Below are 22,519 nucleotides of genomic sequence, written 5' to 3' on the forward strand. Positions count from 1 at the left end.
GCAGGAGGTGCGATGGCGGCGTTCACGCACCTGCACACCGCATCGGGCTTCTCGGTGCGGTACGGCGCCACGCACCCGGGGCAGCTGGCCGCCCGGGCCGCCGAGCGCGGCATGGACGCGCTCGCCCTCACCGACCGCGACACCCTCGCGGGCGCGGTCCGGTTCGCCGACGCCGCGGCCGCCGCCGGGGTGCGGCCGCTGTTCGGGGTGGACCTGGCCGTGCGGGAAGCCGTGCGGGAGCAGGAGCAGGAGCAGAAACAGCAGGCAGCCCGCCCGCGCACCCCCGTCCGCGGCGGCGCCTTCGTCGACGAGTCCGCGCCCCGCGCCGTCTTCCTCGCCCGCGACGGGGCGGCCGCCTGGGCCGCCCTGTGCGGGCTCGTCTCCGCCGCCCATGCGGGGGGCGCCCAGCGGCCCGCGCTGGACCACGAAGATCTGACACACGCCGCCGCCGGGATCCGGGCCCCGCTGACCGTGCTGCTCGGGCCCGACTCCGAGGTCGGGCGGGCGCTCGCCGCCGGGCGCCCGGACCGGGCCGCCCGGCTGCTCGCGCCCTGGCGCGAAATGTTCGGTGACGCGGCGCTGCGGCTGGAGGTCGTCTGCCACGGGCGCACCGGCACCGGACCGGGTTCGCTGCGGCTCGCCGCGCGCACCGCCGGGTTCGCCGCCGAGCAGGGGGTGCGGGCCGTCCTGGGCAACGCCGTGCGCTACGCCGACCCGGGGCAGGGGCCGGTCGCCGACGTGCTCGACGCGGCCCGCCGGCTGGTGCCCGTCGACCGCCGCCGGCCCGAGGCCCGCGACAGCGGGGAGCGCTGGCTCAAGGGGCCGCAGGCCATGGCCGCCGTCGCCGAGCGGATCGCGGAGGCCGCCGGCCTCCGCCGGGACGCCGCCCGCCGGCTGCTGGCCGCGACCGAGGAGACCGCAGCCGAGTGCCGCGTCGACCCCGAGGGCGACCTGGGCCTCGGCACCGTCCACTTCCCCGAGCCGCACCTGGTCGGCGCCGGGCCCCGCACCGCGGCGCGGGTGCTGCGGTCCCGCTGCGCGGCGGCCCTGGTGCTGCGCGGCCACGACCGCGACCGCACCTACTGGGACCGGCTGGACGAGGAGCTGCGGATCATCGACGGGCACGGTTTCGCCTCGTACTTCCTCACCGTCGCGCAGGTCGTCGACGACACCCGCGCGCTCGGCATCCGCGTCACCGCCCGCGGCTCCGGCGCGGGTTCCCTCGTCAACCACCTGCTGGGCATCGCGCACGCCGACCCCGTCGAACACGGCCTGCTGATGGAGCGGTTCCTGTCGCCGCACCGCCGCGCGCTGCCCGACATCGACATCGACGTCGAGTCCGCGCGCCGCCTGGAGGTCTATCGCGCCGTCTTCGCCCGCTTCGGCGAGGACCGGGTCGCGACCGTCGCCATGCCCGAGACCTACCGGGTGCGGCACGCGATCCGCGACGTGGGCGCCGCCCTCGGCATGGACCCGGCCGAGACGGACCGGCTCGCCAAGGCGTTCCCGCACATCCGGGCCCGCGACGCCCGGGCCGCGCTGGCCGAACTGCCCGAGCTGCGCGGCATCGACGCGGCCCGCTACGGGCGGCGGATGTGGGAGTTGGTCGAGGCGCTGGACGCGCTGCCGCGCGGGGTCGCCATGCACCCGTGCGGGGTGCTGCTGTCGGACGCCTCGCTGCGGGCCCGTACGCCCGTGGTGCCGACCAGCGGCGAGGGGTTCGCGATGTCGCAGTTCGACAAGGAGGACGTCGAACGGCTCGGACTGCTCAAACTCGACGTGCTCGGCGTGCGGATGCAGTCCGCGATGGCGCACGCGGTGGGCGAGGTCGAACGGGCCACCGGCCGCCGCCTCGACCTGGACGACCCCGCGCAGGTGCCGCCGGGGGACCGGGCCACGTACGAGCTGATCCGGTCCGCCGAGACGCTCGGCTGCTTCCAGATCGAGTCGCCGGGCCAGCGCGACCTGATCGGGCGGCTCCAGCCGGCCGGCTTCCACGATCTCGTCGTCGACATCTCGCTCTTCCGGCCCGGCCCGGTCGCGGCCGACATGGTGCGGCCGTTCATCGAGGCCCGGCACGGCCGCGCGCCCGTCCGCCTCCCGCACCCGGACCTGGCGGACACCCTGCGCGAGACGTACGGCGTGGTCGTCTTCCACGAGCAGATCATCGAGATCCTGCGGATCATGACCGGCTGCGACCGCGGCTTCGCGGACGAGACCCGGCGCGCCCTGTCGGATCCCGAACTGGTGGGCCGGGTACGGGCCTGGTTCGCCGAGCGTGCGGCCGCCCGCGGGTACGGCGAAGACGTCGTGCGGCGCACCTGGGAGATCGTCGCGGCGTTCGGCTCGTACGGGTTCTGCAAGGCGCACGCGGTGGCCTTCGCGGTGCCGACCTACCAGTCGGCCTGGCTCAAGGCCCACCATCCGGCGGCCTTCTACGCCGGGCTGCTCACGCACGACCCGGGGATGTACCCCAAGCGGCTGCTGCTCGCGGACGCGCGGCGGCGTGGGGTGCCGATCCTGCCGCTGGACGTGAACCGTTCGGACGCCGCCTATCGGATCGAACTGGTGTCCGGGAATAAGGGGTACGGCATCCGGCTCGCCCTCTCCGAGGTGCAGGGCATCACCGAGGCCGAGACCCGGCGCCTCGTCGAGGGGCGCCCGTACACCTCGCTGCAGGACCTGTGGCAGCGCGGCCGCCCCCGCAGACCCGTCGCCGAACGGCTCGCCCGCGTCGGCGCGTTGGACGCCTTCGGCGCCAACCGCCGCGACCTGCTGCTGCACATCGCCGAGCTGCACCGGCGGCACCACGGGCCGGTGTCCCCGGCCCAGCCCACGCTGGTCGACAGCGCCCGCGCCGAGCCGATCGGCCTGCCCGACCTCGACGCGGCCGAACGGCTCGGCGCGGAGCTGAGCGTGCTCGGCATGGACGCCTCGCGCCACCTGATGTCCGACCACCGGGCGTTCCTGGCGGAGCTGGGCGCGATCCCGGCCCGCCGGCTGCGCGATGCGCGGCACGGCGAGACGGTGCTGGTGGCGGGCGCCAAGGCCGCCATCCAGACGCCGCCGGTCCGGTCGGGCCGGCGCGTCATCTTCACCACCCTCGACGACGGCACGGGCCTGGTCGACTGCGCCTTCTTCGACGACAGCCACCCGGCCTGCGCCCGCACCGTCTTCCACTCCTGGCTGCTGCTCGTGCGCGGCGTCGTCCAGCGCCGCGGCCCCCGCAGCCTCAGCGTGGTCGGCTCGGCGGCCTGGGACCTCGGGGAGCTGACCCGGCTGCGGGCGGAGGGCGGACTCGACGCGGTGGCCGCGGAGCTGGCGCGGCCGCTCGCGACGGGGCCGGACGCCGTGGACGGCCGCCGCATCGCCCTGTCCACCGGCTACACCCTGCACCCCTGGTCCGACCTGCAGCCCGCGGGCGAAGGCCCGGCCACCGGACGCAAGTTGTGGCACGCGAGCCCGGGGAGCGCGGGATGAACGGCGAAGCGCACCTCTCCACGGTCCCGGCGGTATACGAAGCGGTATACGAACCGGAGCCGCCGGCCCCCACCGTGCTGTACGTCCACTTCCGGCCCGTCGCGGGCGGCCCCCTGGGGGAGGACGCCTACGACGGGCTGCTCGCGCTGCTCGGCGAACTGACGCCGCTGGTGCAGGCGCTGCCGCCGGACGCCGCGCTCGCCGAAGTGCGCGGTGCCGTGCGGTACTTCGGGCACGGCCCGCAGGAACTGGCCACCCTGCTGCGGGTGCGCGCGCTCGCCCGGTACAGGGCCGACTGCACGGTGGGGATCGGCGGCAACCCGATGCTGGCGCGGATGGCCGCCCAGGACGGGCCGGCCGGGGGCGTGCGGACGGTTCCGGCCGGGCCGGGGGCGGCGGCCGCCTTCCTGGCGCGCAGGCCGGCCGCCGCGCTGTACGGGGTCGGGCCCGCCACCGCCCGTACGCTGTGCGCCTACGGGCTGGACAGCATCGGCAGGATCGCCGCCGCACCGCTGCCCGTGCTGCAGCGCATCCTCGGTGCGGCCGCCGGGCGGCGGGTCCACGAACTGGCGCACGGCATCGACCCCACCCCCGTCGGCCCGGCCGCGCAGGCCCGCTCGATGGGCGCGGAACACCGCTTCGCCGCCGACGAACTGGACCCGGAGTACCGGCGCCGTGCGCTGCTCACGCTCGCCGACGGGCTCGGGGCAAGGCTGCGGGAGAGCGGCCGGGTCGCGCACGGCCTGAAGCTCACCGTCCGGTACGCGGACGGCTCGTCGACCACCCGCGCGCGGACCTTCGCCGAGCCGACCGCGCACACGCCGGAACTGACCGCGGCGGCCTACGCCTTGCACGCCGCGCTCGGTCTGCAGCGGGCGCGGGTACGGGCCGTGGCGCTGCGCGCCGAGGGGCTGACGGACGCCGGGCACGCTGCGCACCAGCTGACCTTCGACCCCGCCGACGAGAAGGCGCGCCGCATCGAGGAAGCGGTCGACCGGGTGCGGGAGCTCTTCGGCCCGGGCGCGGCGGGGCCCGCGGCGACCCTGGACCAGGCCTGGACCAATGTGGCCTGAAACGTTCGGCGTTACGTCGTGATTCGGGTGGGGAACCTCGGAAATTTTCCTTGACGCAAGCAAAGATCGCCCGCAACCTACTCGCAGGTAAGTTAACCAACTTTTCACGCGCGAGTGAGCCGTCTCACTCCGCTGCTCCGCCATGCCTTCCCCACCGATTCCCCCACAGCAAGGAGTCCCTGTGAAGCTGCGCCCGAAGATGCGCTGGAGATCCCTCCGTGCCCTGCTGCCCGTCGTCGCCCTGACGACGATGGTCGCCGCCGCACCGGAGGCCGTGGCGGCCCCGCGGAGCAGCGCCGCGTCCGCCGTCACCAGCGGCTGGAACGACTACTCCTGCAAGCCCTCCGCCGCGCACCCGCGCCCCGTCGTCCTCGTGCACGGCACCATGGAGAACGGCTCCACCAACTGGTGGTCCTTCGCCCCCTACCTGACCAGCCGCGGCTACTGCGTCTTCTCCTTCGACTACGGCCAGCTGCCCGGCGTGCCGGTCTTCTACGGGCTCGGCTCGATCGAGAAGTCGGGCGAGCAGCTCGCCGCGTACGTCGACAAGGTGCTCGCCGAGACCGGAGCCTCGAAGGTCGACATGGTCGGGCACTCGCAGGGCGGCATGCTGCCGCGCTACTACACGAAGTTCCTCGGCGGCGCCGACAAGGTGAACGCGATCGTCGGCATCGCGCCCAACAGCCATGGGACGACGCTGTCCGGGATCGCCAAGCTGATGGACATCGTCCCCGGCATCGGCCCCGCCGCGCGGAAGGTGATCAACGCGACCGCACCCGGCCTGACGGACCAGGTGGTGGGCTCGCCGTTCATGCGGAAGCTCAACGAGGGCGGGGACACGCTGCCCGGGATCCGCTACACGGTGATCGCCACCAAGTGGGACGAGGTCGTCACCCCCTACCAGACGCAGTTCCTGTCGGGGCCCGATGTGAAGAACGTCCTGCTGCAGGACCTGTGCCCGGTGGACATCTCGGAGCACCTGGCGATCGGGACGATCGACCGGGTGGCCTTCCATGAGGCGGCCAATGCGCTCGATCCGGAGAACGCGACGCCGAGCGACTGCTCGGCGATGGTCCGGGGTTAGGGGCTGCGCCCCGTAAGGGGCGCGGGGAACTGCGCGCTCAGCCACGACGCGCCTGCAGCTGAGCTGCTTGGGGCTTCGCCCCGGACCTCTGGGGTGGTGCGTCTGGTTGCGGGCCGGTGGGGGCTGGTCGCGCAGTTCCCCGCGCCCCTACGGGGCGAAAACCACTGGCCCGGCCCGCCGTTCGCGGGAGACGCTGCACCCATGATCACTACCGTGCGGCTCGTCAAGACCCCCCGCCCCGACACCCGTTACCCCGCAACCCTCGTCCACGACGACGGCACCCGTGTCGTCGTCCGCGCCCCCTGGGCCGGCACGGCCGCCCGGGACTTCGGCTTCGTCCGCTTCGAGGAGGGCGACGTGTTCACCGAGCACTACTGGCGCGACCGCTGGTACTCCGTCAAGGAGGTCCGCGACGCCCACGGCACGCTCAAGGGCTGGTACTGCGACATCACCCGGCCCGCCCGCGTCGAGGACGGCACGCTCGTCGTGACCGACCTCGACCTCGACCTGTGGCGCTCCGCGGACGGCACCGCCGTCCTCCGCCTCGACGAGGACGAGTTCGCCGAGAGCGGCCTGGCCGACCGCGACCCCGTCGCAGCGGCGCGGGCCGTCGCGGCGCTCGACGAGCTGGAGGACCTCGCCCGCACCGCAGGCGGGTTCGAGGAACTGCTCCGCCTTCCCGTGGCAGGGTGACCCCATGCACACTCCCGCACTCGACCTCGTCGCGGCCGTCGTCGACCCCGGCAGCTGGCGCTGCTGGGACGAGCCCCTCGCGCTGACCGAGGACGACCCGGACTACCGCGCCGACCTCCTCGCCGCGCGCAGGCGCACCGGGCTCGACGAGTCCGTCATCACCGGCGAAGGGCTGCTGCACGGACGCCGGGTGGCCGTCGTGGCCTGCGAATTCCGCTTCCTGGCCGGGTCGATCGGGGTCGCGGCGGGGGAGCGGCTGGTGCGGGCCGTGGAGCGGGCGACGGCCGAGCGGCTGCCGCTGCTGGCCGCGCCCGCCTCCGGCGGCACCCGGATGCAGGAAGGGACCATCGCCTTCCTGCAGATGGTGAAGGTCGCCGCCGCGATCACCGAGCACAAGGCCGCCGGGCTGCCCTACCTGGTGCACCTCCGGCACCCCACGACCGGCGGCGTCCTCGCCTCGTGGGGCTCCCTCGGCCACCTCACCTCCGCCGAACCCGGCGCGCTCATCGGCTTCCTGGGCCCCCGGGTCCACGAGGCGCTGTACGGCGAGGAGTTCCCGCAGGGCGTGCAGGTCGCGGAGAACCTGCTGGCGAACGGGCTCGTCGATGCGGTGCTGCCTGCGGCACGCCTGGCCGGGGTTGCGGCGCGGGCGCTGTCGGTGCTGTGCGACGACGGTGCGGAGCCGTTGCCGTTGCCGCTGCCCGCTGTGGTGGAGCCCCCCGCAGGGGAACCGCCGTCCACCGCCGAGTCGATCCGGCGCTCGCGCCGGCCCGAACGGCCCGGTGTGCGGGAGTTCTTGGCGGTCGCCGCCGATGACGTCACGCTCCTCAGCGGTACGGGCGCCGGGGAGCGCGACCCGGGGCTGCTGCTCGCCCTCGCCCGGGTCGGCGGTGCCGCCTGTGTCGTCCTCGGTCACGACCGCGGCAGCCGGGCCACGCCCGCCGCGGGCGTCCCGGAGCACGGGCAGGCGCTCGGGCCCGCCGGGCTGCGGGCGGCGCGGCGGGGCATGCGCATCGCGGCCGAACTGGGGCTGCCGCTGCTTACCGTCGTCGACACGGCCGGCGCCGCGCTGTCCCGCGAGGCCGAGGAGGGCGGGCTCGCGGGCGAGATCGCGCGCTGCCTCGCCGACATGGTGACCCTGGACGCGCCGACCCTGTGCCTGCTGCTGGGCCAGGGCGCGGGCGGCGCCGCGCTCGCCCTGCTCCCGGCCGACCGGGTGGTCGCGGCGCGGCACGCCTGGCTGTCACCGCTGCCGCCGGAGGGTGCCTCGGCGATCCTCCACCGCACCACGGAGCGGGCGTTCGAGGTGGCCGACCGGCAAGGGGTGCGGTCCGCCGACCTGTTGGGGCGGGGGATCGTGGACCGGATCGTGGAGGAGGGGGGTGACGACTTCCTGTCGCGGCTCGGGCGGGTGGCCGGTGCGGAGCTGAGCGCGTTGCGGGTGCGTGCGCCTGAGGCGCGGCGCGCGGAGCGGCGGGCACGGTACCGGCGCTTGTGAGCGACTGCGGGTCCGCTGTGGCTGATCGCGCAGTTCCCCGCGCCCCTTACGGGGCGCACCACCCCGCGGTCACCCCAGTACCCGCACGCAATGCCATTCGTCCGCCGCCGGCTCGTACCCGAACCAGCGGTTCACGGCCAGCATCGGCACGTTCCCCGCATCGTTCCCCGTGAAGGCCTCCGTGCACCCCGCCTCGCGGGCCAGGTGGAGCGAGCGGTTCTTCACCAGCCGCGCCAACCCCTGCCCCCGCCAGGCCCGGAGGGCGCCCGTCATCGCGGACATGTACCGGCCCCGACCGTCCGTCCGCGCCAGCGAATACGCGACCGGGGTGCCGTCGGCCACCGCGACCACCGACAGGTCGCGGTCCGTGCCCGGCCGTTCCCAGTGGGCGGCCAGCCACTCCTCGTACGGGATCGGCTCCGTCTCCACCTCCCCCGGCTCGTCGAGCGACACCGCCGCGTCCAGCTCGTACAACGGCCGCGGATCGTCCGCGAAGTCCGCGACCGTCCGCAGCTCGATCCCGGCCGGCGGTGCCGTCTCCGGCGGCAGCGCGGCGAGGTCGAGGCGCAGGAAGCGGGCCCGGCGCCGGGGCTCGTAGCCCCGGCGTCCGGCCCAGGCGACGGAGCGGCCGTCCTCCAGGGCCCACGCGTACACGGACCGGGCGCCCAGCCCGGCCAGGTGTTCCTCGGCCGCCGCCAGCAGCGCCGACCCCGCGCCCCGGCCGGCCGCGTCCGGATGGACGTACAGGTTGCAATAGGCCTTTCCGGGCTCGGGGCTGTCGAAGAACAGGCCGGTCCGGGCGGTGCCCACGACCGTGCCGTCCAGCTCGGCCACCAGCAGCCGGTAGTGCGCCTCCGCGGGCGAGTGCTCCGCCTCCCAGGCCAGGAGTTCGGGCGTGACCAGCATGAACGGCAGGGCCGCGCGCCGCGTCCCGGCCGCGGCCGCCGCGTCCTCGGGGTCGCCGGGGCGCAGGTCGCGGACCAGAATGTGTGTCGTCGAAGTCATGCCGCGAACCGTAAGCGGCTCAACTGGCCGGATTCAAAAGGTTTTACCTCCTCATAGATGGTGTGTGCACTTATATCGGCGTAGCGTCATGCCCCGATCCGTCGAAGAGAGGGGTACAGCAATGTGCGGTATCGCGGGATGGGTTTCCTACGACCGGGATCTCACCACCGAGCGCGGCACCCTTGACGCGATGACGCGGACCATGGCCTGCCGCGGCCCGGACGCCGCGGGCATCTGGCTCGACACCCACGCCGCCTTCGGGCACCGCCGGCTGGCCGTCATCGACATCGAGGGCGGCAGGCAGCCGATGCTCGTCGAACACGACGGGCGCACGCTGCTCGCCACCACCTACAGCGGCGAGGTCTACAACTACCGCGAGCTGCGCGCCGAACTGGAGTCCCACGGCCACACCTTCCGCACCAGCAGCGACACCGAAGTGGTGCTGCACGCCTACCTCGAATGGGGCGAGGACTTCACCCGGCGCCTCAACGGCATGTACGCCTTCGCCCTGTGGGACCCGCGCACCGAGGAACTGCTCCTGGTCCGCGACCGCATGGGCATCAAACCCCTCTACTACTGGCCCACTTCGGACGGCGTGCTCTTCGGCTCCGAGCCCAAGGCCATCCTCGCCCACCCCGCCGTGCGCCCCGCCGTCGACGCGGAGGGCCTCGCCGAGCTCGTCGGCTGGACCAAGACGCCCGGTCACGCCGTCTACCGGGGCATGTACGAACTGCGCCCCGGCCACACCGCACGCATCCGCCGCACCGGGCTGACCGTCCGGCGCTACTGGTCCCTCGAAGCCCGCGAGCACACCGACGACACCGCCGCCACCGTCCGGCACGTCCGCGAACTGCTCGACGACATCGTCGCCCGCCAGTTGATAGCCGACGTCCCGCTGTGCACCCTGCTCTCCGGCGGGCTCGACTCCTCCGCCATCACCGCCCTCTCCGCCAAGGGCCTGGCCGACGCGGGCAGAGGCCCGGTGCGGTCCTTCTCGGTCGACTTCACCGGCTACACGGAGAACTTCAAGGCCGACACGCTGCGGCCCACCCCCGACGGGCCGTACGCCCACGCCCTGGCCGAGCACGTGCGCTCCGACCACAGCGACATCGTGCTCGACACCGCCGCGCTGATGGAGCGGGCCAACCGCGACGCCGTCCTCAACGCCCGTGACCTGCCCATGGGGTTCGGCGACGGGGACACCTCGCTCTACCTCCTCTTCAAGGCGATCCGCGAACAGTCCACGGTCGCACTGTCCGGGGAGTCCGCGGACGAGGTCTTCGGCGGCTACCGCTGGTTCCACGACCCCGAGGCCGTGCACGCCGACACCTTCCCGTGGATCGCGGGCGGCATCTTCGACAGCTTCGCCGGGGAGCAGAGCGGCGGCAGCACCGCCCTGCTCGACCCGGGCGTCCTCGCCAAGCTCGACCTCCCCGGCTACCAGGACGCCCGCTACCGGGACGCCCTCGCCGAGATCTCGTACCTGCCCGGCGAGAGCGGACTGCAGCGGCGCATGCGCGAGGTCAGCTATCTGCACCTGACCCGCTTCGTGCAGCTGCTGCTCGACCGCAAGGACCGCGCCAGCATGGCCGTCGGGCTGGAGGTGCGGGTGCCGTTCTGCGACCACCGGCTGGTCGAGTACGTCTACAACACCCCCTGGGCGCTCAAGACCTTCGACGGGCGCGAGAAGTCCCTGCTGCGCGCCGCCGTGCGCGACGTGCTCCCCGACATCGTGGCCGACCGGGTCAAGAGCCCGTACCCCAGCACCCAGGACCCGCGGTACGCGGACGCCCTCGGTGCCGAGCTGCGGCGCGTGCTCGCCGACCAGGACGCCCCCGTACGGCCGCTGCTCGACACCGCCGCCGTCGCCCGCGCCCTCTCCGAGGACGCGGGGGAGGGCTTCCGGACGAGCACGGAGCTCGTGCTGGGGCTCAACACGTGGCTCGCGTCGTACGGAACGGCGCTCGCGCTGTAGCGTCCTGACGCACAATAGGTGCGACCACATCCCACAGCCTGGAGTTCCACCGTGGCGTTGCACCTGACCGTCGACCCGGAAGCGGCCGAACCGCCCTACGAGCAGATCCGCTCCCGCATCGCGGAGCGCGCCCGCTCCGGCGAACTGCCGGTGGGCTACAAGCTCCCGACGGTACGGGGGTTCGCGGAGGACCTGGGACTCGCGGCCAACACGGTGGCCAAGGCGTACCGGGCGCTCGAGGCGGACGGAGTGATCGAGACCCGGGGCCGCAACGGTACGTTCATTGCGGCCCAGGGCGATGCGGGGGCCCGTGCGGCTGCGGACGCCGCGCGGGCGTTTGCCGAGCGGGCCCATCGGTTGGGCCTGGACCGGGCTGCGGCCCTCGCCGCCGCCGAGGACGCGTTGCGGGCCGTGTACGAGGGCTGAGCGCCTCCGACGGGAGCACAGTTCTTCGGCTGCGGCCCGTCGCCGGTTGCTCGCGCAGTTCCCCGCGCCCCTTACGGGGCGCGATTGTGCCCGGCAGCGGAAGCGCGAGCGATACCCTGGCCCGTGATGGGACGTCATGACGGAAATCGGGCGCGCCTCGTCGCCCTGGTCGCGGCCGTCGTCGCCGCGTTCGTACTGCTGCTCTGTGCCGGCGGCTGCCAGTCCGGCGGCCGTGCCCGTGGCGCCCAGGGCGCACCCGGCAACACCGGCGGCGGCACCCCCGCCTACCTCGGCTTCGGGTTCACGCACACCCAGTACAGCGCCGACCTCGGCAACGACGGCGCCCGCAGCAACGCCGCCGGCGTGCTCTCCGCCGACCCCATGCCGCAGAACCAGCACATCATGGGCTGGGGCGCCGACAACCCCGAGCCCAGACCGGGGTCCTACAACTTCGGCGACCTCGACCGCCGCGTCGCCCTCATGCGCAGCACCCGCGCCACGCCGGTGCTGACGCTGTGCTGCGCCCCGGACTGGATGAAGGGCGGCGGGGACCGTACCAACTGGTCCCAGAAGTCCCTGGAGACGGCCCCCGACCGGGCCCACTACAAGGACTTCGCCCACCTCGCGGGCGTGATCGCCCAACGCTACCCGGACGTGCGGCACTTCATCGTGTGGAACGAGTTCAAGGGCTTCTACGACGATTCCAGGAAGCGCTGGGACTACGAGGGGTACACCGAGCTCTACAACCTCGTCTACGCGGAGATCAAGAAACAGAACAGGAACGCCCTCGTCGGCGGTCCGTACGTCGTCATGGACACCGAGACACCCGGCAATGCCTCCAACGCCTCCTCCCTGCAGGGCCCGTGGGGGGTGGTGGACCAACGGGCCGTCGACGCCCTGGAGTACTGGGACAAGCACAAGGCGGGAGCCGACTTCGTCGTGGTCGACGGCTCCAGCTACACGCGGGACGGCAGCCGGATGCTGCCCGACGAGTTCGCGGCCACCCGTAAGTTCGCCGACGTCAGCACGTGGCTGACGAAGACCACGGGGCTGCCCGTGTGGTGGGCCGAGTGGTACGTCGAGCCGCCCGACGCCCAGGACAACCGCCGCGGCTGGACCGAGCCGCACCGCATCGCCGTCCAGGCCACGGCCATGATGGAGCTCGCCGGGGCCGGCGTGGCCACCGCCTTCTACTGGAACCCCGAGGAGCAGACCGCCGACTGCCCGGGCTGCCTGTGGAGCGCCACCCAACTCGGCGGCGGCGGTGGCAAGTTGCCGATGATGGACCTGCTGCAGCGCTTCGTCACGGCCTTCCACCCGGGCACGCACCTGCGCACGCCCGACGTCGGCGGGTCCGACGCCGATCACGTGCGCGCCCTCGCCTCGGACCGGACGGCGCTGGTCGTCAACACGCTGGACCGGCCCGTCACCGCCAAGGTGGACGGGCACGACATCGGGCTGGGGGCGTACGAGGTCCGCTGGCTGACCTAGGGCGCCTCCCGTGCGCCGGGTGGGGCAGCGTCCCGGCGGTTGCCTTACGGCCCCGGGCGCCGCAACACTGCGAGCGGCGTCCGGACCGCCCCCACTTCCCCGCCGTGTCCGAAAGGGCTCCACCCATGTGCGAAAGCGCGACCAAGGCGCTGGTCATCGTCGATGCGGAAGACAACTACTACGTGCTGCCCGGGGAGGTCATCTCCCTGGCCAAGGCGGCCCCCGAGGCCAGGGACGCGATAGCCGAGCGGCTGGCCGACCGCGCCAAGGTGCCGCTGGCCGAGGGCTATTGCTTCGCCGGAGTGCTGACCGTCCCGGCCGAGAGCGAACTGGCCCACTACACACCGGACGTGTCCTGGCCGAACGCCGCCGACGCCTCGTGACGGTCACCGTCACCCGAGCCGACCAACGCGCCCTCGCCGCCGACGGATTCGTCCGCCTCCCCGGCCTGTGGGACCGCGACCTGGCCGACGGGCTCGCCGCGGAGGCCCGCGCGCGCCGCCCCCACGCCCGGATACCCGAGTACGGACCCCGCACCCCCGTCACCGCCCGGCGGCGCACCGGACGCCCCGGCACCCCGGCCGCCAACGGCCCGCTGCTCGCCCGGCTCCACCTGGCCCTGACCGGCACGGCACGGGCCCTGAGCGGACGGCTCCTGGTGCCCACCTTCGCGGCCTACGGCTACTACGAGGGCGACGACGCGGTGTATCTGCACACCGACACCGCACAGTGCGACCTCACGCTGCTCACCACGGCCTGCGGTGCGGTGGGTCCGTTGCACGTGCACCCGGACTTGGCCGGCCGGACCGCGGCGGAGCTCGGATCGCTGGAGAGCGATCCGAGCTGGGACCGCACCGGGGGGACTCGCGTCCGCTACCCGGCGACCGGGGTTGCCGCCCTCAACGGGTACCGCGTCCCGCACCACCGGCCCGGCGGGCCGGCGCCCGGGCTGAATGCGGTGGCCGCACTCTGCTATCGCGCGCTCTATTGAGCGGACTTTTCCGTGCCCCGTAAGGGGCGCGGGGAACTGCGCGACAAGCCACGACGCGCCCGCAGATGAGGTGCTGCCCCGGGGCTTCGCCCCGGACCCCGGGTGGTGTGTCGGCTGCGGGCCGGCTGTGGTTGCTCGCGCAGTTCCCCGCGCCCCTTAGGGGCTACGACATCGTCACCAACCGCTGCACCAACACCACCACCAGCACCCCCAACAGCGGCAACGCAAACCAGAACGACCCCTGCATCCACCGCAGTTGCCGCACCCCCGGCCGGAGGCCGACCCGTACCAGTTCGCGCGCCGTCAGCAGCGCCAGCAGGGCCGCCGCGGCGAGCCCGCCGATCACCGACGCCGGCGTCCACGTCACCCGCGGCCCCGCCGGGCCCGGCCGCGGCCGGGCCGCCTCCCCGGACGGCTTCTGCTTCAGCTCGTACAGCACCGCGTCCTCGTTGGACAGCACCCGGCGCAGCTCCGGCCGTTTGTCGAGGGCGCCGCGGATCTCCCGCTCCCAGCCGGGGGAGTAGCCGGCGCTCAGTTCGAGGTATATCGACTGGCCGGTGCTGATCATGAGATAAGCGTTCGGCCCGGCCTCGCGCAGCCGGGTCACCAGCCCGGGGACGTCGACCGGCGTGCGGGGTGCCAGGACGGGGTCGTAGAACACCCGCTCCATGTCGCGCGAACCCCAGGGCATGGCGGGGGTGACGTCGCTGACGGTGTTGCTGCTCATCCACAGCAGCCGCACGGTCGGCCGGTCGTGGGCGTAGACGTAGTCCATGGCGGCAACCTCGCCGGGGCGGACCTGTTCGAAGGATTCGTTGCCCCAGCGGGCCACGAGGAAGCCGAAGACGAGGACGAGCCCGGCGAGCAGGGCCGCCGCCGTCGGGACCACCGGGCCGTGCCCCTTCCCCGTGCGTGTGCGGGGGAAGAGCGCCAGCGCGGCGAGGACGCACGCGCCGGGCACGGCGAACAGGAAGACGCGCAGGGCGACTTCGCCGCCGTAGGACTGCGCGCCGAAGGCGAGGAAGGGCACACAGGTCAGCACCAGCAGCGACAGGTCGCCGACCCCGGCGCGGCGCCGCCGCCACCAGCCGAGGGCGGCGAAGGCGAACATGCCGCCGGCGAGCAGGACCCGTACGTACAGCACGAGCTTGTGCGTGCTGCTGCCGCCCTGGATGCGGCCCGAGACGGACGAGGAGACGTTGCCGCCGAGCGAACCGAGGCCGCCGAACAGCTCGTTGAAGTGCCCGGACCAGTAGGGCTCGGCGAGGAAGCCGATCCAGACCGCCAGCATCACGCCGCACAGCAGCGGCAGCCCGCGCAGGGTCGAGCGGCGTACCAGCACGAGCACGGTCAGCACGCCCAGCATCACGAACGGCGTCAGCTGGTGGCTGGAGACCGATGCGGCGAACAGGGCGACCAGCAGCGCCAGCAGCACCGCCTGCTGCCCGTGTCCGACGGGAGCGACCTCCTGCTCGCCGGGCAGCAGCTTGCCGCGGAGCTGCCCGGGCCAGCGGAACCACACCAGCAGCACGGCCACGAACAGCAGGTAGAACAGGTAGTTGAGCGACTGCGGCGAGAAGTAGTCCTGCCCGACCCAGCCGCACAGCACGAACAGCCACAGCGCCGTCCACTTCGCCCGCCAGTCCGCGCGCACCGCCCGCAGCAGCAGCGCCAGCGGCGCGAGGCACAGCAGCTGCATCACCGGCGGCCACCAGCGCAGCACTTCGGTGAGGTCGGTGACGCCGCAGGCACGGGCCGCGAACGCGGCGAGGGCGAAGAAGCCGGGCCAGCTCCAGCGCGCGTCGAGATCGGGCGCGGCCACCCCGGTGCGGTCGATGTAGTCCATGAAGCCCGCGTGCTGCCAGGCCGTGGCGAACCGCGGCTGCCCCTCCAGCAGGGCGGGCACCGCGTGCAGCGAGACGACCGTCAGCAGCAGGACGGCCGTCAGCAGCAGGGTGCGCGGCCGGTCCAGCCACAGGGCGGAGACGAACGAGAGCACCAGCAGTGCCGCGCCCACGAGTGTCGCCACCGGCAGGACGGAGATCAGCCCGAGCCCGCCCATGCCGTCCAGGTCCACCCGGCCGGCGGCCCACAGCGGCACCCAGTACAGCGCCAGGGCGGCGACCAGCAGCCCCCAGACGGCGGCCCCGGGGCCGGGCCGGGGCCATGCGCGCTGCTGTTGCTGCTCGCGCGGGGCGGGCGGTTCGGGCTGTGCGGATCGCTCGGACTGTTCGGACTGCTCCGGCTGTTCGGGGGGTTCGGACGGTTCGGAGGGTGCAGAGGGTTCGGGTTCCGCGGCGGGCGAAGCGGCAGGTGGCGGCATCCGCCATATGTCCGGGCGCCGTTCCGGGTGGTCGAAGTCCACCCGGACGCCCAGCGGCATGGTGTCCACGTCGAGCGCGGCGCGCAGCACCCGGACGGTGCTGTCGCGCAACCGCCCGCGCTCGGCGGGCGGTTCCTCGCCCTCCGTATCGGGACGCGCGTCGTGCCGGTCGCCGTCCACCGCCAGGTCCGCCAGGTCGCCGTCGGGAGCGGCCCCGTCGGCGCGCTGCGCGGCGTCCGGCGCGGGCGAGGCGCCCCGCAGCACGGCCCGCAGCCGCACCGCGGCGACCGAGCAGATCACCGCCAGGCTGGAGACCTCCGCGACGCCCTCGCCCGTCATCCCCATCCGGGGGAGCAGCAGCAGCGTCAGCCCGAGCACCAGCACACAGAGCAGCCCCTGCAGATAGGCGAGCCCGGCGGTGCGGCTCTGCGCCCGCAGCACCGCGAAGTAGACCTCCATCACCACGCGCAGCGCCGCCCCGACCGCGTACCAGCGCAGCAGCGGCGTCGCGGCGTGGGCGTACCCCGGCCCGAACACCTGCAGGATGTACGGCGCGAGGAAGAACATCGCCAGACAGACCGGAATCATGATCTTGGCCATCCGGCGCAGCGCGGCCCGGCAGTTGTCCGCCAGCCGGGCCGGGTCGTGCGAGCCCTCGACGGTCAGCGAGGCGCCCATGTTGATCGCGAGCAGGTTGACGGTGCCGCCGATGGTGGAGGTGATGTAGAAGTAGGCGTTGTCGGTGGAGCTCACCTGCGCCGCGACGATCACCGGGATCAGGTAGACCACGGCCAGCGAGAACAGCGAGCCGGTGCAGTCCCCGGCGAGGAAGCGGCCCATCTCCCGGTAGGAGGCGGGCCGGGCCGTCTGCTCCGTGGCCCGCACGTGCGCGGGCACCAGCCGCCGGAAGACCAGCCAGCCCAGCGGCAGTACGGACACGGCGATCGAGACGACCCACGAGACGAACACCCCGGACACCGGGAGCACCGCCGCCAGCCCGATCAGCAGCGCCAGCTTCACCGCCGAGAAGGCGGTGTTGCCCACCGGCACCCACGGCGCGCTGCGCAGCCCCGTCAGCACCCCGTCCTGCAGGGTCAGGACCGACCAGGCGACGACGGCCACGACGAAGCCGATCCCGGGCAGCAGCCCGTGCAGGGACCGGTACGACGGACCCCACATCCCCAGCGTGAGCAGGAATACGCCCGCCGCGGCCGCCACCACCAGCGAACTGGCCGCGTACGTACGGAAGACGAGCCGGCCCGTGGTGCGCCCCGCGACCGGGATGAAGCGGGCCAGCGCGCCGGTGAGCGTCACCGCGGTGATCCCCGCGAGGAGCTTCATCGCCGCGATGGCCGCCGACCCCTGGCCGACGGCCGACTCCGTGTAGTAGCGCGCGGCCACGAGCCAGTAACCCAGGCCGAGGACGGCGCTGATGCCGGTGTTGAGCATCAACGCGAAGGCATTGCGGAACAGCGGGCTGCCGCCTCCTCTCCCGGGCAGCCGCAGCCTCCGGCCGTTCGGCTCCGCTGCCCGCTCCTCGGTCCGGGTGGACGTGTCAGACACGTGCTTCGCTTGCCTTCCTGACGGCCTGGCGGCTCCTGCGGACGATGGCGTACCCCTTCGTCAGAGCCCGGTCCCTGGCGAACAGCCGGCCCACTGCCCGGCCCTCCACCATGCGCTCGAAGTCGGCTATACCCGTCGTGCGCCGTACCGTCACCCGCTGCAGCGCGTACGGTCCCTGCCGGCGCACCGCCATGCCGTTGCCCACGGCGAGCGAGACGGAGAAGCCGGCCGCCCGCACCGCCCCGCGCACCCGCCGGGTGGAATAGCCGTACGGATAGGCGAACGACACCGGCGGGCGCCCGAGTTCGGCGGTGATCAGCTCGCGGCAGCGCTCCACCTCGTACGCCAGCCGTTCCTCGGGCAGCTGGTCGAGCTGGGGGTGCGTGTGGCTGTGGCCGCCTATCTCGATCCCGGCCGCGGCGAGTTCGCGGACCTGGTCCCAGTCGAGCATGAGGTCGAGCGCGCCGCCCGTGTCGTGCTCGCCGCGCAGCCAGCCCGTGGAGGCGAACAGCGTGGCGGCGAAGCCGTGTTCGGCGAGGGCGGGGAGGGCGTAGCGGTGCACGCCCTCATAACCGTCGTCGAAGGTGATGAGTACCGGCTTGGGCGGCAGCACGCTCCCCTCGCGCCAGGCGGCGGCCAGTATCGCGACCGTCACCGGGGTGAAACCGAAGCCGTGCAGCAGCCGCATCTGCTCGGCGAAGGCCTCCGGCGAGACCGAGAGGCCGTAGGCCGCGCGGGCGGGCGCATGCCCCACGGCGTGGTACATCAGGATCGGGACCGGGCTGCCGCTCATGCTCCTTCCTCCCCGGCTCTCGCCCCCGGCGGCACCGGCCGTGCCACCGCGAACCGCTGCCCGCCCCGGCGCGCCCGCAGGCTGCCCAGGACGTAGCCCCCGCTGGCGGCGGCCACCCCGGCCACGATGGCCCCGGCCCGGCCCGCGCCCCCGGGCCGGCCCAGCAGGGCGTCCCGCAGCCCGCGGGCCACGCCCACGGGCAGCACCCGCGTGGTGTAGCGGCGCTCGGAGGCAAGTCCCTGCTGCGCGCCGACACTTCGCGCGACCAGGGCCTTGGACAGGCCCTCGGCGTAGGCCCGGGTGCGGAAGTAGCCGAAGCGCTCCCGGACGGCGGGCACCCGGTGGTGGATCACCGAGCGGTCGTCGACGATCAGCACCGCATCCGGCACGGCCCTGGTCAGCCGGATGCACAGCTCGGTCTCCTCGCCGCCCAGCGGCAGCCGCTGCCCGTCACGCCCGATCCCGCCGGCGAAGCCGCCGACCGCGGTGAGCGCCGACTTGCGGAAGGAGGCGTTGCCGCCGAGGACGTTGCGCACCTGCACCCGGCCGGGCGGCAGGCCGCGATAGGTGCAGCCCACGACCCAGTCGAACTCCTCGGGGAACCACGCGGGCCGGCGACGGGACGCCCAGACGGGCATGGTGCGCCCGCCGACCGCCATGACCCGGGGGTCGGTGTAGCCCTCGGCGAAGTGCAGCAGCCAGTCCCGCTCGGCCACCGCGTCGTCGTCGAGAAAGGCCACCACCTCGCCGGCGGCGGCCTCCGTTCCGGTGTTGCGCCCGGCGGACAGGCCGCGCGGGCCGGTGTTGGCCAGGACGCGCACCCGGCCCGGCTCCGCGCCGGCGCCGTCGTCGCCGAGGGCCTTGGCCAGGCGGCGCAGCAGGGCCGGGTTGTGGTCGACGACGACCAGCGTCTCCAGCGCCGGGTAGGACTGGCCGTGCACCGAGGCCACCGCGGCGAGGATGTCGCCCCAGCGGTCCTCGGTGTAGACACAGATGACCACCGAGACGGACGGGCCCGCCGCCCGTCCCCCGGGGCGACCTTCCGGGTCCGTGTCCGCGGTGGTCAAGAGACGTCCCCGCGGTTGGCGGCCGGTGCGATCGCGAGCCGGGGCTGCTGCCGTGGCCGGCCGCGGCGTTCGCCGCGCTCGCGGAGGATCACCTTCAGCACCCGCAGTCCGTCGCGCACGGCCCGCAGATTGCTGGTGCCGTGGATCCTGACGAACTCATGGCTGGGAATCTCCTGGACCCGCAGGCCCGCCTTGACCACTCTGATGTTCATCAGCGTCTCGACCTCGAAACCGGCGCAGTCCAGGGCGATCTCGTCCAGGCAGCGCTTCCAGAACGCGTTGTAGCCGTAGCAAAGGTCGGTGTAGCGGGCCCCGAACTTGTGATTGACGATGGAGCACAGCACACGGTTGCCGAGCTTGCGGATGAGCGTCATGTCGTCGGTGCCGCCGCCGTTGGCGAAGCGGGATCCCTTGGCGAAGTCGGCGCCCCCGACGAGGGCGGAGACGTAGCGCAGGATCTCGCCCCCGTCCGCGGAGCCGTCGGCGTCGACCATGACGATGATCTCGCCGGTGCAGGCGGCGAAGCCGGTGATCAGCGCATCGCCCTTGCCCTTGCCCAGCTGCTGGACCACCTTGACGTCCGGGCACAGGTCGCGGGCGACCCGGACCGTGTCGTCGGTGGAGTTGCCGTCGACCAGGACCACTTCATGGATCCAGTCGGGAAGTGTCTTGAAGACGTATGGAAGGTTCTCCGCCTCGTTCATGGCGGGAATCACCACGCTCACCGGTGGCCTTATCGCGAACTGCGAGGTCACCGGGCGGTATCGGCGTCCGGATGTCTCCGGGTCCGGATCCTGGTCCTGACTCGCCGGCGGGCGCAGGAACGCACTCATGAGTCCTGTTTCCCTCTCGTCCGGTGGACCGCCCGCCCAAGAGCGGTCCGGTGGTTGTCCGGTTCGAAAAGGGGGTACTCGCCCCGTCCGCACGGCGGGGAACCGCCGTCGTTCCCGGGCGAGTTGGCATGTGTTACCGGCCGCGCGGCACGCGACTCGGCAGTGTTGACGGCCGAGCGCGGCACCCCCTGCCGCGCCCCGCGCCGGACACCATGGCGGCGCTCTGAGCCCTCCCCGAGCCGCGTGGACATGATGGGCCGATGCGGGTAGATGTACGACGGTATTGAAGCTTGAGACTGAATGGCAAGAGCTGAGGCGGAGACTCCTCCTTTGGTGTGTTTATGCCCGATGCAACCACCCATGGTTGCACGGGCAGTTGGGCGCGGAACAGGGCACCCGAGGGGGTTCAGCCGCTCTCGCGGATGCGCCCCACGCGCTTGAGCAGCCGGTCGGCGGGGTCGAAGAGCTCGGGCCGCGCGAGCACGGTGTTGCGCAGCGCACGCACCGGCGCACGGCGTGCCCGGTACCCCAGGGCGACGGGGTGACGCCTCGTCACCCACCCTTCGGAGACGCTGAGTTCGCGAGTCTTCAGGGAGTCCTTGTAGGACTTGCCGCCCCGGCCCAGGTCCAGATAGGCCATTCCCGCGGCCGCCGCGCCCTCGGCCATCCGCAGATGCAGCACCAGCCCCGGCGAGTACTTGGCGAACCGCAGGTCGTACGCGGGGAACCAGCAGGCGAGCACCGTCTGCGTGCGCAGCCCGAAGTGCGCGGCGACCGGCCGGTCACCCGCGTAGAGCACGGACAGCAGCCCGGAGAAGGACGCCGTGCGGGTGTGGAAGAGCTGGTCGACGAGGTGGGATATCCAGGGGCGGGCGAAGCGGTCGCTGCGTCCCGTTCTTCGGTACTGCGCCGACTTCCATCCGGTCAGGACGCGCAGAACGGCCGGATCGCGCTCGTCGTGCACGTAGCGCACCTCGCCCACGTCCCGGCCGAGGCGGCGCTCCTTGGCCAGCGTGGTGCGGGTGAACTTGGGCGACTGCTTGCGCAGGGCCTGCAGATAGTGGGCGAAGCCCTGGTCGACGTCGATGACGGGGGAGGCGAAGGAGCCGGAGGCCGCGAGCTCGAACGGCTTCTGACCCTCCACCAGATGGTCGAACTCCCACAGCGACAGCCCGCAGGCGTGCAGCAGTTCGCGGCTGTCCCACTGGAAGCCCGGCCGGTGCACCAGCCCCTGGGCGTCCGAGACGCCCAGCCCCACGGCCCGGCCCACGCCCAGCCGTGAGCGCTGGAAGGGGAAGAACGCCGCCGGTTCGCCGTCCTCCCGGACGGCCGCGATACGGGTGCCGTGCCGGGTGCGCCCCACCGCGAGGGCGAACTCCGGTGCGAGGAAAGGATTCGCGAGCTGCGGGGAGCCGTCCTCCACCGCCCGCGACTGCAGGGCGGACCACGCAGCCCGGTCGGCCGCCGTGAGTTCGCCGGGCCGGTACACGCTGATGTCCACGTCAGGAAGCCCGACTTCTCGTCGTGCGGCTCCGGTGGCGCCGCGCGTGGGCCAGCAGGAACACGAGGAGGCTGACGGCCGCGACCGCGGCGACACCGCCCCGCACGGTCCAGGCGTGCAGCGCGAGCATGGTCTGCGCGACCAGCAGGTCCACGGCGACGGCCCCGCCGGCGGCCACCACCGACCGGCTCAGGGGGTCGAGGCCGTGCAGCGCGGCCCCCACGGCGCACGCCGGCGCCATGATCAGGAAGAACAGGGTGAACGGCGCCCGCAGCGGCGAGCCGATGTCGGCGAGGGCCAGGGCCCAGCCGGCTCCCGCGATGGCCGCGGCGGCTCCCGCGATCACGGGGAGGGAGTCGCCGAGCGGCTGCCTCCCCCCGGTGCGCTCGTCCGTGCCGCCGGATTCCGCAGGTTCGGCGGGACCGTGGAGATCTGTGAAGCTCTGCATTGGCGACTTTGCCCCCCGAAGCGCCGGATGCCGGGCTTCAATGTCGCGCAGTCGCCGGAGGCCCGTCAAGGTGTGAAGACCACGCAAGCAGCTTCCGGGCGGCGCTTCCGCCACAACCGGACGACGTCCGTCGGATGAACATCCGGGGAATCCGCGTTCGGCGTGTTTCCGGCCACCGATTCGTCGCCTTCTGTTCGCGCCTCGCCCGCCGAGGAGACGGATCAAGGACCACTTTTGGCATGGACACTTCCAGCGACGCCAGGTCGCTGCTACCA

At 73.4% G+C, this 22,519-nt stretch carries 17 protein-coding genes; 10 read left to right on the forward strand and 7 right to left on the reverse strand.

All coding sequences use genetic code 11. The features are described 5' to 3' along the window. Positions 1–12: 12 nt before the first annotated feature. The 5 genes from ACWD4B_RS10250 to ACWD4B_RS10270 all read left to right on the forward strand — a co-directional run bounded on the left by ACWD4B_RS10250 (position 13) and on the right by ACWD4B_RS10270 (position 7,828). Positions 13–3,480 carry a DNA polymerase III subunit alpha gene (locus ACWD4B_RS10250; protein ID WP_451420334.1) on the forward strand — a complete coding sequence of 1,156 codons (3,468 nt, stop codon included), beginning with the start codon at positions 13–15 and terminating at the stop codon, positions 3,478–3,480. Then, the gene (locus ACWD4B_RS10255) at positions 3,477–4,553 is read left to right on the forward strand and encodes a DNA polymerase Y family protein (protein ID WP_451420335.1); all 1,077 of its coding nucleotides are present in this window, start codon (positions 3,477–3,479) and stop codon (positions 4,551–4,553) included. The genes ACWD4B_RS10250 and ACWD4B_RS10255 overlap by 4 nt, the downstream gene beginning before the upstream one ends. Before the next feature lie 199 nt (positions 4,554–4,752). After that, entirely contained in the window at positions 4,753–5,637 is an 885-nt protein-coding gene (locus ACWD4B_RS10260) for an esterase/lipase family protein (RefSeq protein WP_451420380.1), read from the forward strand. Between the two features lie 201 nt (positions 5,638–5,838). Continuing rightward, positions 5,839–6,330, forward strand: coding sequence for a DUF402 domain-containing protein (locus tag ACWD4B_RS10265; protein ID WP_451420336.1), 492 nt, complete (start codon positions 5,839–5,841; stop codon positions 6,328–6,330). A gap of 4 nt (positions 6,331–6,334) precedes the next feature. Beyond that, positions 6,335–7,828 carry a carboxyl transferase domain-containing protein gene (locus tag ACWD4B_RS10270; RefSeq protein WP_451420337.1) on the forward strand — a complete coding sequence of 498 codons (1,494 nt, stop codon included), beginning with the start codon at positions 6,335–6,337 and terminating at the stop codon, positions 7,826–7,828. 69 nt (positions 7,829–7,897) lie between these two features. On the opposite strand, the gene ACWD4B_RS10275 is transcribed toward ACWD4B_RS10270, so the two are convergent. After that, the gene (locus ACWD4B_RS10275; RefSeq protein ID WP_451420338.1) at positions 7,898–8,833 is read right to left on the reverse strand and encodes a GNAT family N-acetyltransferase; all 936 of its coding nucleotides are present in this window, start codon (positions 8,831–8,833) and stop codon (positions 7,898–7,900) included. Between the two features lie 121 nt (positions 8,834–8,954). Here ACWD4B_RS10275 and asnB point away from each other — a divergent pair, with 121 nt between their 5' ends. The 5 genes from asnB to ACWD4B_RS10300 all read left to right on the forward strand — a co-directional run bounded on the left by asnB (position 8,955) and on the right by ACWD4B_RS10300 (position 13,716). Beyond that, entirely contained in the window at positions 8,955–10,808 is a 1,854-nt protein-coding gene (asnB, locus tag ACWD4B_RS10280; protein WP_451420339.1) for an asparagine synthase (glutamine-hydrolyzing), read from the forward strand. A 51-nt stretch (positions 10,809–10,859) separates the two neighbouring features. Then, positions 10,860–11,234 carry a GntR family transcriptional regulator gene (locus tag ACWD4B_RS10285; protein ID WP_336415810.1) on the forward strand — a complete coding sequence of 125 codons (375 nt, stop codon included), beginning with the start codon at positions 10,860–10,862 and terminating at the stop codon, positions 11,232–11,234. 126 nt (positions 11,235–11,360) lie between these two features. After that, the gene (locus ACWD4B_RS10290; RefSeq protein ID WP_451420340.1) at positions 11,361–12,725 is read left to right on the forward strand and encodes a xylan 1,4-beta-xylosidase; all 1,365 of its coding nucleotides are present in this window, start codon (positions 11,361–11,363) and stop codon (positions 12,723–12,725) included. Between the two features lie 125 nt (positions 12,726–12,850). Beyond that, positions 12,851–13,108 (forward strand): hypothetical protein, encoded by a 258-nt coding sequence (locus tag ACWD4B_RS10295; RefSeq protein ID WP_336415808.1) that lies wholly within the window; start codon positions 12,851–12,853, stop codon positions 13,106–13,108. Next, a complete protein-coding gene (locus ACWD4B_RS10300) occupies positions 13,105–13,716 on the forward strand; it encodes a hypothetical protein (RefSeq protein WP_451420341.1) in 612 nt (203 codons plus the stop codon). The genes ACWD4B_RS10295 and ACWD4B_RS10300 overlap by 4 nt, the downstream gene beginning before the upstream one ends. Positions 13,717–13,879: 163 nt before the next feature. Here ACWD4B_RS10300 and ACWD4B_RS10305 read toward each other — a convergent pair whose 3' ends face one another. The 6 genes from ACWD4B_RS10305 to ACWD4B_RS10330 all read right to left on the reverse strand — a co-directional run bounded on the left by ACWD4B_RS10305 (position 13,880) and on the right by ACWD4B_RS10330 (position 22,244). Then, a complete protein-coding gene (locus tag ACWD4B_RS10305) occupies positions 13,880–17,602 on the reverse strand; it encodes a lipopolysaccharide biosynthesis protein (protein WP_451420342.1) in 3,723 nt (1,240 codons plus the stop codon). Then, on the reverse strand, positions 17,595–18,395 hold the full coding sequence (locus tag ACWD4B_RS10310) for a polysaccharide deacetylase family protein (RefSeq protein WP_451420343.1): 801 nt from the start codon (positions 18,393–18,395) through the stop codon (positions 17,595–17,597). Before ACWD4B_RS10310 ends, ACWD4B_RS10305 begins: the two co-directional genes overlap by 8 nt. Further along, positions 18,392–19,462 carry a glycosyltransferase gene (locus ACWD4B_RS10315; protein WP_451420344.1) on the reverse strand — a complete coding sequence of 357 codons (1,071 nt, stop codon included), beginning with the start codon at positions 19,460–19,462 and terminating at the stop codon, positions 18,392–18,394. Before ACWD4B_RS10315 ends, ACWD4B_RS10310 begins: the two co-directional genes overlap by 4 nt. Then, a complete protein-coding gene (locus tag ACWD4B_RS10320) occupies positions 19,459–20,295 on the reverse strand; it encodes a glycosyltransferase family 2 protein (protein ID WP_390782411.1) in 837 nt (278 codons plus the stop codon). Before ACWD4B_RS10320 ends, ACWD4B_RS10315 begins: the two co-directional genes overlap by 4 nt. 406 nt (positions 20,296–20,701) lie before the next feature. Continuing rightward, the gene (locus ACWD4B_RS10325) at positions 20,702–21,796 is read right to left on the reverse strand and encodes a GNAT family N-acetyltransferase (RefSeq protein WP_451420345.1); all 1,095 of its coding nucleotides are present in this window, start codon (positions 21,794–21,796) and stop codon (positions 20,702–20,704) included. 1 nt (position 21,797) lies between these two features. Next, a complete protein-coding gene (locus tag ACWD4B_RS10330) occupies positions 21,798–22,244 on the reverse strand; it encodes a hypothetical protein (protein ID WP_336415801.1) in 447 nt (148 codons plus the stop codon). Between the last annotated feature and the right edge of the window lie 275 nt (positions 22,245–22,519).

The sequence above is a fragment of the Streptomyces sp. NPDC002536 genome (assembly GCF_053594995.1).